General features: G+C 46.3%; 12 protein-coding genes. 3 read left to right on the top strand and 9 right to left on the bottom strand.

What is annotated here, in order from left to right; all coding sequences use genetic code 11:
- Positions 1 to 127: 127 nt before the first annotated feature.
- From secDF to GV030_RS16365, 7 genes are all read right to left on the bottom strand, one after another.
- Entirely contained in the window at positions 128 to 3,118 is a 2,991-nt protein-coding gene (gene secDF, locus GV030_RS16335) for a protein translocase subunit SecDF (RefSeq protein WP_159584281.1), read from the bottom strand.
- Between the two features lie 72 nt (positions 3,119 to 3,190).
- Positions 3,191 to 3,508, bottom strand: coding sequence for a hypothetical protein (locus GV030_RS16340; protein WP_159584283.1), 318 nt, complete (start codon positions 3,506 to 3,508; stop codon positions 3,191 to 3,193).
- A gap of 102 nt (positions 3,509 to 3,610) precedes the next feature.
- Complete coding sequence (gene udk / locus GV030_RS16345) at positions 3,611 to 4,231, bottom strand: uridine kinase (RefSeq protein WP_159584285.1); 621 nt, start codon at positions 4,229 to 4,231, stop codon at positions 3,611 to 3,613.
- Between the two features lies 1 nt (position 4,232).
- Positions 4,233 to 4,811, bottom strand: coding sequence for an RdgB/HAM1 family non-canonical purine NTP pyrophosphatase (rdgB, locus tag GV030_RS16350; RefSeq protein WP_159584287.1), 579 nt, complete (start codon positions 4,809 to 4,811; stop codon positions 4,233 to 4,235).
- 5 nt (positions 4,812 to 4,816) lie between these two features.
- Complete coding sequence (locus tag GV030_RS16355; protein ID WP_159584289.1) at positions 4,817 to 5,410, bottom strand: FKBP-type peptidyl-prolyl cis-trans isomerase; 594 nt, start codon at positions 5,408 to 5,410, stop codon at positions 4,817 to 4,819.
- 67 nt (positions 5,411 to 5,477) lie between these two features.
- On the bottom strand, positions 5,478 to 6,362 hold the full coding sequence (locus tag GV030_RS16360) for an FKBP-type peptidyl-prolyl cis-trans isomerase (protein WP_159584291.1): 885 nt from the start codon (positions 6,360 to 6,362) through the stop codon (positions 5,478 to 5,480).
- Positions 6,359 to 7,378 carry a bifunctional oligoribonuclease/PAP phosphatase NrnA gene (locus tag GV030_RS16365; RefSeq protein ID WP_159584293.1) on the bottom strand — a complete coding sequence of 340 codons (1,020 nt, stop codon included), beginning with the start codon at positions 7,376 to 7,378 and terminating at the stop codon, positions 6,359 to 6,361. Before GV030_RS16365 ends, GV030_RS16360 begins: the two co-directional genes overlap by 4 nt.
- Positions 7,379 to 7,525: 147 nt before the next feature.
- On the opposite strand from GV030_RS16365, the gene GV030_RS16370 reads away from it, so the two are divergent.
- Positions 7,526 to 7,945, top strand: coding sequence for a nucleoside-diphosphate kinase (locus GV030_RS16370; RefSeq protein WP_159584295.1), 420 nt, complete (start codon positions 7,526 to 7,528; stop codon positions 7,943 to 7,945).
- 45 nt (positions 7,946 to 7,990) lie between these two features.
- On the opposite strand, the gene GV030_RS16375 is transcribed toward GV030_RS16370, so the two are convergent.
- A complete protein-coding gene (locus GV030_RS16375) occupies positions 7,991 to 8,770 on the bottom strand; it encodes a ScpA family protein (RefSeq protein ID WP_159584297.1) in 780 nt (259 codons plus the stop codon).
- Positions 8,771 to 8,911: 141 nt separating this feature from the next.
- Here GV030_RS16375 and dxs point away from each other — a divergent pair, with 141 nt between their 5' ends.
- Both dxs and GV030_RS16385 read left to right on the top strand, forming a co-directional pair.
- Positions 8,912 to 10,828, top strand: coding sequence for a 1-deoxy-D-xylulose-5-phosphate synthase (gene dxs, locus GV030_RS16380; RefSeq protein WP_159584299.1), 1,917 nt, complete (start codon positions 8,912 to 8,914; stop codon positions 10,826 to 10,828).
- A gap of 84 nt (positions 10,829 to 10,912) precedes the next feature.
- A complete protein-coding gene (locus GV030_RS16385) occupies positions 10,913 to 12,424 on the top strand; it encodes a transporter substrate-binding domain-containing protein (protein ID WP_159584301.1) in 1,512 nt (503 codons plus the stop codon).
- Here GV030_RS16385 and crtD read toward each other — a convergent pair.
- Complete coding sequence (gene crtD / locus GV030_RS16390) at positions 12,408 to 13,871, bottom strand: 1-hydroxycarotenoid 3,4-desaturase CrtD (RefSeq protein ID WP_159584303.1); 1,464 nt, start codon at positions 13,869 to 13,871, stop codon at positions 12,408 to 12,410. The genes GV030_RS16385 and crtD overlap by 17 nt on opposite strands.
- Between the last annotated feature and the right edge of the window lie 172 nt (positions 13,872 to 14,043).

Here is a 14,043-nt window from a genome sequence, read left to right on the forward strand (position 1 = left end):
TGTAGTTTTTCCTAAATTTAGCAATTATCTGCTTAGAAAACCTATCCCAATTTATACCTACACACAGAACCAAATAAAAAGGGTGCCCATGTGGACACCCTTCTCATAATGATTGTTCTTTCGCTTATCAGGCTTTTACTGCCTTAGCGTCTTTTTTAGTATTGAGATCTATGACCACTGGTGTGGCGATGAAGATCGAAGAATAAGTACCAATAAGGATACCGATCAACAATGCAAAAGAGAATCCCTTCAAAGCAGCTCCACCGAAGATGAAAAGTACCAGTACCACGATAAGTGTGGTGATAGAGGTAATCAACGTACGGCTAATGGTGCTGTTGAGTGACTCGTTGAATACTTTCTTCATTTCGCTACCGGTTTTGATACCCAGGTTCTCCCTGATTCTGTCAAATACTACCACAGTATCGTTAATCGAGTAACCAATGATGGTAAGTATGGCAGCGACAAAAACCTGATCTACTTCATAGGTAATCCCAAAAAGTGAGACAATTGCAAAGGCTGAGAGCACAAAAAGTGTATCGTGGAACAGTGCTACGATCGCACCCAACCCAAACTGCCACTTACGGAAACGAATGAGTATATAAAGGAATATGGCGATGAGAGCGAAAAGGGCTGATTCATAGGATGAGTTTTTGATGTCATCGGCTATGGTCGCGCCCACTTTGGAAGAGCTACTGATCGTAAATGAATCCGGGCCCAGGTCAGCATTGGTGCTGTAGGTAAGTCCAGAGGCAGTTATTCCCTCTATCAGAGCATTCTTTACTTTAAGATCTGCAGCATCGGTTTCATCATCTATCAGGTATGACGTGGTGATTTTCATGATGTTGTTGGCTCCATAGGTTTTCACCTCGGTACCCTGATTGTCAAAGTAAGGGGCCACAGAAGCTTTAAGTGCTGAAGGTACAGCGGCCTCAGTGAAAGTCACCACATACGAGCGACCACCTTTGAAATCCACACCCAGTGTAAGTCCTTTGATGAAAATAGCCACAATACCCACGGCAATAAACGTCGAGCTGAAGATATAAGCCATTTTACGCTTGCTCAGAAAATCGATATTCAATCCTACCAATGCATTTCTGGAGAAGGCATTGGCAAATGAAAGTTTAGAGTTGTCTCCTTTCTTAGAGAAGGCTTCCACAATCACACGGGTGATGAATACCGCACTGAAGAATGAACAGGCAATACCGATCATCAAAGTGATCGCAAAGCCTTTCACAGGTCCCTGTCCCAGTATGTAGAGAATCATCGCTGTGATGAATGTGGTCACGTTGGCATCTATGATAGAACTGTATGCTTTACTATATCCTGTGCTTATCGCTGCTTTCAGCCCTGAGCCGTTTCTAAGCTCTTCCTTGATACGCTCAAAAATAAGTACGTTGGCATCAATGGACATACCGATGGTCAATACGATACCGGCAATCCCTGGCAGTGTGAGTGAAGCACTCAGCTGTGCCAAAATCCCCATGATAAAGAAGATGTTGAAGAACAATGCCACGTTGGCAATGAGACCTCCTTTGGCGTAATAGAAGACCATGAAAATGATCACAATACCCAAACCAGCCACAATGGAAATTATCCCTTGCTCCTGAGCTACTTTACCCAGGGTAGGTCCGATCACCACGTCTTCCACGATGGTGGTAGGCGCTGGTAGTGCACCAGCTTTCAGGATATTGGCCAAATCTTTGGCTTCTTCAATGGTGAAGCTTCCAGAGATCGAAGAGTTTCCGTTCGGGATTTCACCTTCCACATTGGGTGCAGAGTATACATAGTTGTCCAGTACAATGGCAATTCTTCTTCCCACATTGCTGGCGGTCAGTCGTCTCCATGTTTTGGCTCCTGCGGCACTCATTTGCATACTCACAGCGGGTCTTGAGCGCTGATCCAGGTCTTGTCTGGCGTCTGTGATGACTTCACCTGTAAGTGGCGCTTTGCCCGTGCGGGAAGTTCTGATCGCATGTAGCTCCAGTAGCTCAGGAGAACCTACTGCTTCGCTCTTGATGGCCTTCACAGACCAGAGGAACTTTACATTAGAAGGAATGACTGACTTCACATCCTCTCTTTGGAGGATTCTGTTGATGGTAGAAGTGTCTTTCACATCGTAAACCAGTCCGTACTGAGACTTGATCAGAGAAAATAAGGGCGAAACCTGGCTGTTGAGTGCCGAGTCAAGGTTGCTTGCGGCTGAGTCACCTTCTGCCAGCGCAGTGGTGTCCGCAGTGTCTGATGCATTGTCATCCTCAGTAAGGAGTGATAGGTCTTCCTGCACCGTTTCAGTGCTGGCCGTCAGGTCTTCAGGATTCAAAGTAGCTTTTTGCTCTTTTACCAATAGGTCATTGATGGCCTGAAGGGTTGGCGAAATCTCATTGATTTCGTGTACTTCCCAAAACTCCAGCTTGGCTACACCTTGCAACAGTTTTCTTACCCGCTCAGGGTTGTCTACACCAGGAAGCTCTATCTGGATACGGCCTGTACCCTGAAGTCTTTGGATGTTCGGCTGTGAAGTACCAAATCTGTCGATACGTGTTCTCAGGATATTGAATGAACGGTCGATGGCACTTTCTACTTCGGCCTGGATGATGTCCAGTACTTCGTCATCGGTAGAGTTGAGACTGATACGGCCCCTGTTGGCAGTATTCGAAAAGATAAAAGCCAAAGACTTGTCCGGAGCGCTTGCTTTGAACACACGGTAAAACTCATCCACATAGTTGTTCTGAGTGCCACGTATGTTGGCTTTGGCAGTGATCAATGCACTTTGGAAATCAGGGTCCTGATTGTTTCCACTCAGTCCTTTAAGAATGTCCACCGGAGAAACCTCCAATGTCACGTGCATACCACCCTGAAGGTCAAGGCCAAGATTAAGCTCGGTCTCTTTGATGTCCTGATAGGTGTAGTCAAGCCCAAGCAGATTGTACACGGGCTCATTCCAAATAGAATCGAGGTATCGCTGTTTTTCAGCGAAGTTGATATTACCGCTAGCATCAGTAGTAGCTTCGGTTGCCTCCTTTTGGATCTTCTGTGCTACAAATGTGAATGACAAATAGTAGATACACAGCAAGGAGATAACGATTGTTAGTGAAACAACAAATCCTTTGTTTTTCATGGTGTTAAGTATGTTTTTTTAAGAAAAAATCGGGTAATCTAAAAAAGGCGGTTCTGGTCTGCAGTGGGCAGACTAGGGTGCGTTGGGGGAGATAATTCTTCTGAAAAGAATCTTCAGTACTTTGCTGCCAGCACATACTGCTTCCTCACCAGCGGTGATATCTTCTTCAAGACTCTCAAAGCTGGGGAGGATGTCTATGAGCAGAAATTCGTGGGTGAGGCTTACATGGGCTGTGACAGGGATTGCATCGAAAGCCCTGAGAACAGTCTCAGGTTGCTGCTCTTCTTCAGTAGGCGTATTGTCTACCTGAGCCAGCTCTTCTATATTCAGTTGTGGCGTGATAGGGGTGGTCACTGTGATGGCTAAAAAGCCCACAATTAGTCCCAGCATCACCAATGACCTGAATAAAAAGCTCGATATGTTACTTTCGCCTGGTTTCAAAGCGCGACAAAACTACTGAAATACAATTAATTACTTAGTCCAATCAGAAAATTATTGATTGACCTTCTGGCGCAGGTAAGAAACGATTACCTCCAGACCCACAGAAAAGCCGTTGTGATTAGGGATCAGCACATCTGCTTCATGTTTGAGAGGCTCTATGTACTTTTTGAAAGCGGGAGTCACATGGTGCTGAAAGCGATAAAGCACGTCACTTAGGTCATACCCACGCTCTTCGGCATCTCTGGTAATCCTCCTGGTCAGCATGAGATAGTCGGGTGCTTCAATGTAAATTTTCAGGTCCAGCAGGTCCAGTATTTCTTCATAGTAAAAAGTGAAGATGCCTTCTACCACAATAATCGGTGTGGCCTTGATGTGGATAGTTTGGGGTTTCTTTTCGTCGTTATTGAAGGTGTATTCCTGAATGATTATGTCTTCACCTTGCTTGAGCTTTCTCAGGTCATTGGAAAACCGCTCCCGATCGAGTGATTCGGGCAGGTCAAAATTTTCCACCCCTCGCTCATCCAGTGGCTGCTCTGTGCGGGGCTTGTAGTAGTTATCCAGAGAGAGTAAGCTAATTTCTCCTTCTTCAAACTTCTCCATGAGCTGCTTCAGAAACAGCGTTTTGCCTGATCCGCTTCCACCGGTGATTCCTATGATCAGAGGTTTTGACATGTTATTTAGTTTTCAAAAATTGGATGAGTTGTTCAAAGGCCCGGGCTCTGTGGGAGCGGGCATTTTTCTCAGCAGCGCTCATTTCAGCAAAAGTCCGGTCTTCACCTTCAGGTAAAAATACAGGATCATATCCAAAACCCTGTGCCCCGGTCTTTTCACGGATGATCTCACCTTTGGCAATGCCCGTAAACTGGTACTCATGGCCCTGGTTATCTATGTAGGTGATCACGGTTTTAAACCTCGCTTTTCTGTTCTCCTCGTTTTTGAGATTCGAAAGGAGTAAGTCCATATTGGCCTGGCTGTCATTGTCCGGGCCAGCATATCTGGCGGAGTACACACCAGGCGCACCACCCAGCGCCTCCACCTCCAGGCCGGTATCATCGCCGAAGCAGGCCACTCCATGCTTCTCAAATACATACCGGGTCTTCATGGCAGAGTTGCCTTCTATGGTATCTGCGGTTTCGGGGATTTCTTCCTGCAGGCCCAGGTCATCCAGACCCAATAGCTCCAGATTTTCAGGAATGAGTGCTCTTAGCTCTCTTAGTTTGTTGGTATTGTGGGTGGCAAAGTAGATTTTCATGTCCTTCACCGCACATAACTCGGGTAGATGTCAAACACCAAAACGGCATTTCGCGGGATGCCCAGGCCAAATGGAGGATTGGTGGAATAGGCCAGCCCGGATGGAATGATAATTTGCGCACGACCACCTACTTTCAAAATACCCAACACTTTGGAAAGCCCCTCGCGGTATCCGCGCTCATAGCTATAGAAGTTGGTGATGATCTCCGGAATGTTCCAGCCGTCAGCCGTGTAGGTATAGATGATCGGGTTGTAAGTAAGGTCTTCGTCGTAAGTACCATTATTGATATCCACGGTATCAATGTTGGTGGCAAACAGAAAACCGTCGGTCAGTCGGCCTGCTATAAAAAACGAAACAATGTCGTTGTGATTGATTCCGGCTCCATTGCCTGAGTCGAGTACCACATACCATACTCCTGACTCGGTAGTGTCCACATCGGTATATCCCTTGGCGTTTACATAGGCTTCCATCACCTTCAAGTCAGCTTTGAGCTGAACATCCGGATCTACGCTGGTGACGATTGTGTCCTGCCTGCAGGAGTAAAGGGAAGCGGTAATGATCATCATTACCGCTATTACTTGACCTTTTATGTTTTTCATTTCTCGCTTTTTAAAATCAGCCTGCCCCTTTGGTAAAGTTATGTGGTTATGCTTTAATCAGTGCAGGTTACTGGTTTTGACCAACTTCTAATACCTCAACGTCAAAAACAAGAATACTGTATGGCTGAATGGTAGGACCGGCGCCTCTGCTGCCATAACCAAGTGGGCTGGGGATATACAATGTAGCTTTTCCACCAGCTTTGATATAGGCGATACCTTCGTCCCATCCCGGGATCACACGTCCCTGACCAATATTGAATTTGAATGGCTGGCCACGCTCGATAGAGCTGTCAAAAGGCTCTCCGCTAAATAAACGACCAGCGTAGTGAACAGTCACCTCGTCACCTGGCTGCGCAGTTGCTCCGGTACCTTCCTGAGTAATGACGTACCTCAGACCAGACTCAGTAGTGATGGCATCAATGCCATTTTCTTCGAGATAGGCATCGATGGTTTCGCCATCAGAAACAAGCTTTTCTTCAAGAATCACTGATTCTTTGGCACGCTGCTTTTCAGTCATTTCCTGCACGTAAGCACGGTAATCTTCCTGGCTCATTTGGGCATGAAATTTCATATTGATGCTCATCACTGCAGCAGAGTCCATATCCGGAGGTAGCTGTGTCTGATAAGTTTCTTCGAATAGATTTTTGGCCGTTGTAGTGAAAAACACGCTATCACCCACTTCCATTTCTTTCAGTACCTCCTGCAGGTTGCCGGCTTTCATTTCCGGGTCAAAGGCCAAAGCCAATGGTTTTTCAGGAGTGGTTTCGGTAAGTACTTCACCATCAGCTCCCACTATTTTCAGGTATAAAACCACAATAGAATCTTTTTGGGCGCCAAGGCCGTCACCCTTCACCAGGCAGGATACTTCCACTCCGGTTTCTGTTGTAAAATCATTGTTTTTGTTGCAGGAAAATACCAGCAGCGGAAAGATCAATATCCAGATGTTTTTCATTTTGTTTTTTGGTTATGGGTTTGCTGAAATTTTGGAATCAGCGATTTAAATTTTTCTACAGTTTCCTCTAGTCCTAAATCAGAAATGCCGCCAGCGGCATTTTTGTGACCACCTCCGCTAAAGTACTCAGAGGCAATATCGTTCACAGCATAGTCGCCTACTGATCTGAATGACATTTTGACTTCACCACCTTTTTCCATGATGATGGCCGCCACCACAATGCCATTGATCGAAAGGGCATAATTGACCAAGCCTTCGGTGTCTCCGCTTTTCAAGTGAAATCGCTCGTGCTCTTCGGCACTGATCACAAAGTAGGCCACCTGATATTCAACATTCACCACCAACTTTTCCATTAGCGCATAACCAATGAATCTCAGTCGATTCAATGAATTGGTATCATAAATGAGTCGGCTTATTTTATTCACATCAGCGCCAATCTCCATCAGCTCAGCCACGGTGCGGTGGATTTTTGCGGAGGTGGAGCCGTGCTTGAACGAACCTGTGTCGGTCATGATGCCCGCATACAAGGCCTCGGCTATGGCCAAATTAATCTCTTCTTTACCATCCAGAAGCAGAATAAGGTCGTAGATCAGCTCCGCAGTAGCTGCGGCTTTGTTGTCCCAAAGTTCATAATCTGCGAACTGCTCAGGGTTCAGGTGATGGTCCACCAGCAACTTCTTAGCTTTGGAGGAGCCTACCATTTCGCCCAGCTTCTTGATCCTGTTGAGTCCGGAAAAATCCAGGCAGCAGATCAGATCTGCCTGCTCGAACAGTTCAGCAACCTGCTGATGGTTTTTCTCACCATACACCACCACCTCATCATTGCCCTCCATCCAGTGCAGGAAGTCAGGATAATCCGTAGGGGTGACCACAAGTGCCTCGTGCCCACGGTTTTTAAGAAAATGGTATAATCCCAGAGAAGAGCCCAAGGCATCAGCGTCAGGATTAGCGTGGGTGGTTATAATTATTTTCTTGGGGGTGGATAGTAATGCTTTTAAAGCGCTTAATTCCTTCATTAACAATTCTTGCCTCACCTTGGCTGTAAGTGAATCGCAAAACTCACAATAAATCAAGTAAATACAAAATGGCTGGTAAGGTGATAGTGAATAGGATAAATGTTATTTTTGCAGCCGTTTAGTAAAAGACTCAAAAAAACCAATTAAATGGCAGGAACAAGGACCTTCACAATGATCAAACCCGATGCATACGGATCAGGAAATACCGGTGCGATCACCAAAATGATTGAAGAAGCAGGCTTTGGTATCAAAGCAATGAAACTGACTCACTTATCTGCAGGCAGAGCAGGACAATTTTATGCAGTACACAAAGAGCGACCTTTTTACAATGACCTGGTCACTTATATGTCCTCTGGGCCCATCGTGGCTATGATTCTGGAAAAGGACAATGCAGTGGAAGATTTCAGAAAATTGATTGGTGCGACTAATCCAGCAGATGCTGCGGAAGGAACCATCAGAAAAATATTTGCTACTTCTATTGAGGCCAATGCTATCCACGGATCTGACTCTGACGAGAACGCAGAGATTGAGGGTTCGTTTTTCTTCTCAGGCCTGGAGAAGTTTTAATTAACTAGCAAGAAAGTATTGATTGAAAATGAAATCCCGGGCTGATCAGTCCGGGATTTTTTCTTCTTCCAGTTTTTCTACCCAGAAGTTATTGAATCCTTCGCCAATGTGAAGGGTGATGGTGCCCAGCTGGAGGAGCTCGAGGATGGCGAGGAAGTTGTAGATCACCAGAATTTTTTCGGGCTTTTCTTCCACCAAGGAGCTGAAGGAGATGCGATGATTCGGGCTGCTGTGTAGCCGCTGGATCAGATAATCCTTCTGCGTCGAAATGGTGTAAGGGTACTGTACCACCTGATGTGTAGGCCTGCTTTGATCAAATTCATACCGCTTCAGCACCTTCTGGAAAACCTTCATCAGCTTGTAAAGATCCAGATCCTGCATCTCGGCTTCCACATCAATGGACTGAGAGAGCTTTTTGATTTCTTTGAGCAGATTTCCCCTTTGTTCCCTATCCAGGCGATTGCTTTCCAGGCTGTTGAGCTCCTGAATCACCGATTTGTATTTTTTGTATTCCAGCAGGTGCTTCACCAACTCCTCTCGGGGGTCTATTTCGTTTCCTTCTTCATCCAATACCGGTCTGGGAAGTAACATCTTGGCTTTGATACGCATCAGTGTGGCAGCCACCAGTATGAATTCGCTGGCCACCTCCACATTCATCGTTTCCAGCTGATGGAGGTAATCCAGAAAATCACTGGTCACCTTAGCGATGGGAATATCATAGATGTCCAACTCGTCCCGTTCAATGAAAAAGAGCAACAGGTCAAATGGCCCCTCAAAGAGAGGAAGTTTGATCTCGTAAGTATTGGAATTTTGGAAATCGCTCACAGTAGGCCAAAGCTACTACTTCTGGCACTAATAGGAAATCTCAAAATAGTTTAGATTTGTGGAATATTTGATTCATAATTGTCTTGCCGCTAAACAATTAGAATTGAAAGTCGTTCATGAATCACCCCAAAAGATTACTATATGGAGATTAGGCCCGGAAAGCTTTTAGCGGAAATCGACAATCCCAACGACCTTAAGAAATTAGACGAGACTCAACTGGCTCAGGTGGCCGAAGAGCTTCGTGAGTACATCGTAGATCATGTCTCGGTGTATGGTGGGCATTTTGGGGCTAGTTTGGGAGTGGTAGAGCTCACTGTGGCACTCCACTACGTATTTAATACACCGGTGGATCAGCTCGTGTGGGATGTGGGTCATCAGGCTTATGGCCACAAAATATTGACCGGACGAAGAAAAGATTTTCATACCAACAGACTTTACAATGGCCTTTCAGGTTTCCCTAAAAGATCCGAAAGTGAGTATGACACCTTTGGGGTGGGCCACTCTTCCACCTCCATTTCTGCCGCTTTGGGTATGGCGTTTGGGTCAGACTATAAAGGGGAGAAGGAAAAGCACCACATAGCAGTCATTGGTGATGGAGCGATGACCGGAGGGATGGCATTTGAGGCCATGAATCACGCCGGAGATTCTAATAAAAACCTCTTGATTATTCTCAATGATAATTGCATGTCCATAGATCCGAATGTGGGTGCACTGAAGGATTATTTAACAGACATTACTACCTCACCTACCTACAATAAGATCAGGGATGATGTGTGGAAGGTGCTTGGAAAAATCAGCAAGTTTGGACCCAATGCCCGTGAGATTGTTGGGAACATTGAGAACAGCATCAAGTCCTTGCTGCTGAAGCAAAGTAACCTCTTTGAGTCCTTGAACTTAAGGTATTTTGGCCCGGTGGATGGTCATGACATCAACCACCTCGTTCATGTATTGCGGGATTTGAAGGACATTCCCGGCCCCAAGATTTTACACTGTGTAACAGTGAAGGGGAAGGGTTTCAAACTGGCAGAACAAGACCAGACCAAATGGCACGCCCCGGGGAAATTTGATAAAATCACCGGAGAAATACGAAAAACAGTAGTCACAGAGCCCAAACCACCGAAGTACCAGGACGTATTTGGGCATACCATGGTAGAGCTGGCCGAGCAGAACAACAAGGTAATGGGTATTACACCCGCCATGCCCTCCGGCTCTTCCCTCAATATCATGATGGACGCCATGCCTGATCGTGCATTTGATGTGGGCATTGCGGAGCAGCATGCAGTTACTTTTTCAGCAGGACTGGCTACTCAGGGGATGGTTCCTTTTTGTAATATCTACAGCTCATTTATGCAGCGCGCCTATGATCAGGTGATCCATGATGTGGCTATTCAGAAGCTCCCCGTGGTTTTTTGTCTTGATCGAGCAGGTATTGCCGGTGCTGATGGTCCTACCCATCATGGCGCTTATGATCTCGCTTATATGCGCTGTATCCCAAACATGGTGGTTGCTGCCCCTATGAATGAGCAGGAGCTCCGAAATCTGATGTACACGGCCAGTGAGTTTAAAGACGGTCCTTTCACCATCAGGTATCCAAGAGGCCAGGGCGTGATGCCGGTATGGCGAACCCCACTGGAGCAACTGGAAATCGGTAAAGGCAGGTTATTGCGTGCCGGAGAAGAGGTGGCCATTCTCACCATTGGTCATATTGGCAATTATGCTTTGAAAGCATGTGACGAGCTGGAGAAACAGGGAATTCGGGTGTCTCATTATGACATGCGTTATGTGAAGCCATTGGATGAAGCGCTGCTGCATCAGGTTTTTGAGAAAAATAAGAAAGTCATTACCGTAGAAGATGGGTGTTTGCCCGGAGGATTTGGCACGGCCATATTGGAATTTATGGCTGATCATAACTACCACGCAAAGGTGATCCGACTGGGAATTCCTGATCGCATTGTGGAGCATGGTGAGCAGGACGAACTCTATCAGGAGTGTGGCTACGACGCTGAAGCCATACTGCAGGCCACATACAAGTTACTCGAACTAAGTGCGGTAGTCTAACTGCAAACAACCCCCATCCGTCGAGAAATGGGATGGGCAATCGTCAGATTTCTTGTATATTCTGTTCCAATTTAAATGGGAACATTGAAAAGAAATCAAATACATAAGATTGGCTTTCTTGTTACTGGCCTGGTTTTCTGGCTACTGATGACTGCTTGTACCACATCCAGCAGTAGTAAGAAAGAAAAGGATCCCAACAGCGAACCTCCCGAAAAAGTAGTGGACTTAGATCTGGATAAGATCAAAGAGCGTGGCTACATCACGGCCATCATGGACAATAGCTCCACAGGGCTTTTCATTTATCGGGGCAATACCATGGGCTATGAGTATGAGCTCCTCAAGGCTTTTGCCAAATCTCAGGGGTTGGAGCTTCGGATCAACGTGACCCCAAGCCTGGAGGAGGGCTTCCGAAAGCTGAATGCTGGAGAAGGAGATGTCCTGGCCTATAACCTCACGGTAACAAAAGACAGAAAAAAGCGCATAGCCTTTACCCATTATCACAACCTGGTGAAGATGGTCCTGATCCAGCGTAAGCCAGATAATTGGCGAAAAATGAAACTCCATGAAATCGAAAAGCAACTCATTAGAAATCCGGTTGAGCTCATAGGGAAAGAAGTGGTGGTTCGGCATCATTCATCCTATTTTGATCGGCTACAAAACCTGTCCAACGAGATTGGGGACGACATCATCATTATCGAAGACTCACCTGAAGTGGAGACTGAGGCGATCATCCGAAAGGTGGCAGAAGGCGAAATTGACTTTACCGTGGCAGAAGAGGACATAGCGTTGGTTAATTCCACCTACTATCCCAATCTGGACATCAGGACTGCCGTGAGCTTCCCTACACAGATTGCCTGGGGGGTTCGAAAAAATGGCGACCAATTACTTTCAGCTTTGAATGCCTGGATTATCGAAATGAGGAGAACTTCTGAGTATTATACCATTTACAATAAATACTTCAAAAGCAGGAAGGCTTCTCTGAAGCGGACTCAAAGTGAATACTATTCCCTGGGCGGAGGCAAACTTTCTCCATATGATTCTTTAATCAAACGCTCAGCCGCAGAACTGGAGTGGGACTGGAGGCTTTTGGCGGCTCAGATTTATAAGGAATCAAGATTTGACCCCAATGCCGAGTCATGGGCTGGTGCAGTGGGCTTGCTACAGCTCCTCCCGACCACCGCAGAAGAATATAATGTGACCATGCTCGAGGATCCTGTCCAAAACCTCTATGCCGGCACTCAGCACATCAAATGGCTTCAATCCTATTTTTCTGATGTGATCATCGATCCTTTGGAGCGGGTGAAATTTATCCTGGCGGCCTACAATGTGGGTCATGGTCATGTGATGGATGCCATCAGACTCACCGAAAAATATGACGGAAATCCCCAGCTTTGGGAGGATGTGAAGGAGTATCTGCTGAAAAAATCGAACAGTAATTATTTCAATGATCCTGTGGTGCAATTTGGCTACTGCAGGGGCATAGAGCCCGTCACCTACGTCACCACCATCTTATCAATTTTTAAAAACTACAAGATACTTTTCCCGGAAGGCCCGGAGGTCAAAGCGGAATCACCAGTACTTAGCGAAAATATTTAGCCACCAGTTTGGCTGAAGATAAACTCATGGGAATTCCCCCACCGGGGTGCACACTGCCTCCACAAAAGTAAAGCCCCTTCACCCGCCTGCTTTTGTTGGCATGTCTGAGGAAGGCAGCAAAAAGATTATTAGAGCTATTCCCATACAGGGCGCCCAGTGCTGAGCTGGTTTTTGACTCAATGGTACGTGGGTCCAGTATTTCCTCCACTTCGATGAGCGGTGCAATGTCTTCCCCCAGAGTTGCTGTGATCTTATTCAGTATGTTTTTTCGCGCCTCAGTGATCAGTTCCTCCCAGTTCTGACCCTGGTTGTTCGGTACGTTAATCATTGTGAACCAGTTTTCGCCGTGCTCCGGCGCATCCGATGGCTCATACCTGGAGGTAATATTTATATAGACCGTGGGGTCATGAAAGATGACCCCTCTTTGGAAAATATGCTCGAACTCGGCCTTGTAGTCTCTACTGAATAAAATGTTGTGCAGATCTAGTTGAGGAAATTTCTTGCCCACTCCCCAGTAGAAGATCAAGGCTGAGCTTGATTTGGGTTGGTTTAGCAGAAACCTTGGCGCTTTGAGGTCCGGCATCAGCTTGCGGTAGGAGTTCACAATGTCCATATTAGAAACCAGCCGGTCAAAGTCCAGGCTCAGTCCTCCTGTCATCAGCCCTTTTGCATGGCCCTTTTCGATCAAAATTCGCTCCACGGGCTGGTTAAAGTGAAAGATCACTCCCAGCCTTTTTGCCAGATCATACAGTGCAAGCGTGATGCTATGCATACCGCCCGCTGGAAAGTAAGCCCCAAGAGACATTTCCAGGTGCGGAATGATGTTCATGGTGGCTGGTGTTTTATATGGGGATGAGCCGTTGTAGGTGGCGTACCTGTTAAACATCTGAGTGATCCGGGGATCGTCAAAGGTGGATGCATTGGCGCCATTCATGGTTTGGAAAAAACCCAATCGATGGAGCTTCCTGTAGGCCTTAAAAGCAGGGCGGGAGACGAAGGTTTTGGGATCCTGTAAAGAACTAAACATAAACAGCTCACTCAGGTGTTCGTACAGAAGTTGGCTTTTGGCCAATGCTTTTCGCACATTTTCAGGTCGCTCGGCGGTATTCTGAATAATTTCTTCAATGAGTTTTTCATGATCGGCATGCGCAGATATATTCACCCCATCCGGGAAAAAGTATTCACAGTTAATCTCCAGTTTTTGGTAGGTGAAATATTGCGCGGGGTTCTCCCCGGCAAGTTCAAACAGCTCGTCGATGAGTGACGGAAGCGTGAGGAGCGAAGGGCCAGCATCAAAACGATAGGCCCCCAGTTTGATTTCGGACAGCTTGCCACCAGGATATGCGTTGGCCTCAAATACCTCCACACGGTGACCCGCTATGGCCAACCTTATGGCACTGGCCAGTCCCGCCACCCCGGAGCCAATAATTCCCACTTTGTATGACATAGCGTTACAACCCTGCAGGGTAAGATCTGTTCATTTCTCTAATAACTAAAAAAAGTGATAAAAAAAAGTGGAATAACCATAAAAATGGTTACAACTTCCCACCTAATCGTATTTACAATTAAATCCTTTATTTTAACTTAGCCCTAATCGCCCATGTTATTCCCTGAGAAAT

The organism is Marinoscillum sp. 108, assembly GCF_902506655.1.
In the GTDB taxonomy this organism is placed as follows: Bacteria; Bacteroidota; Bacteroidia; order Cytophagales; family Cyclobacteriaceae; genus Marinoscillum; species Marinoscillum luteum.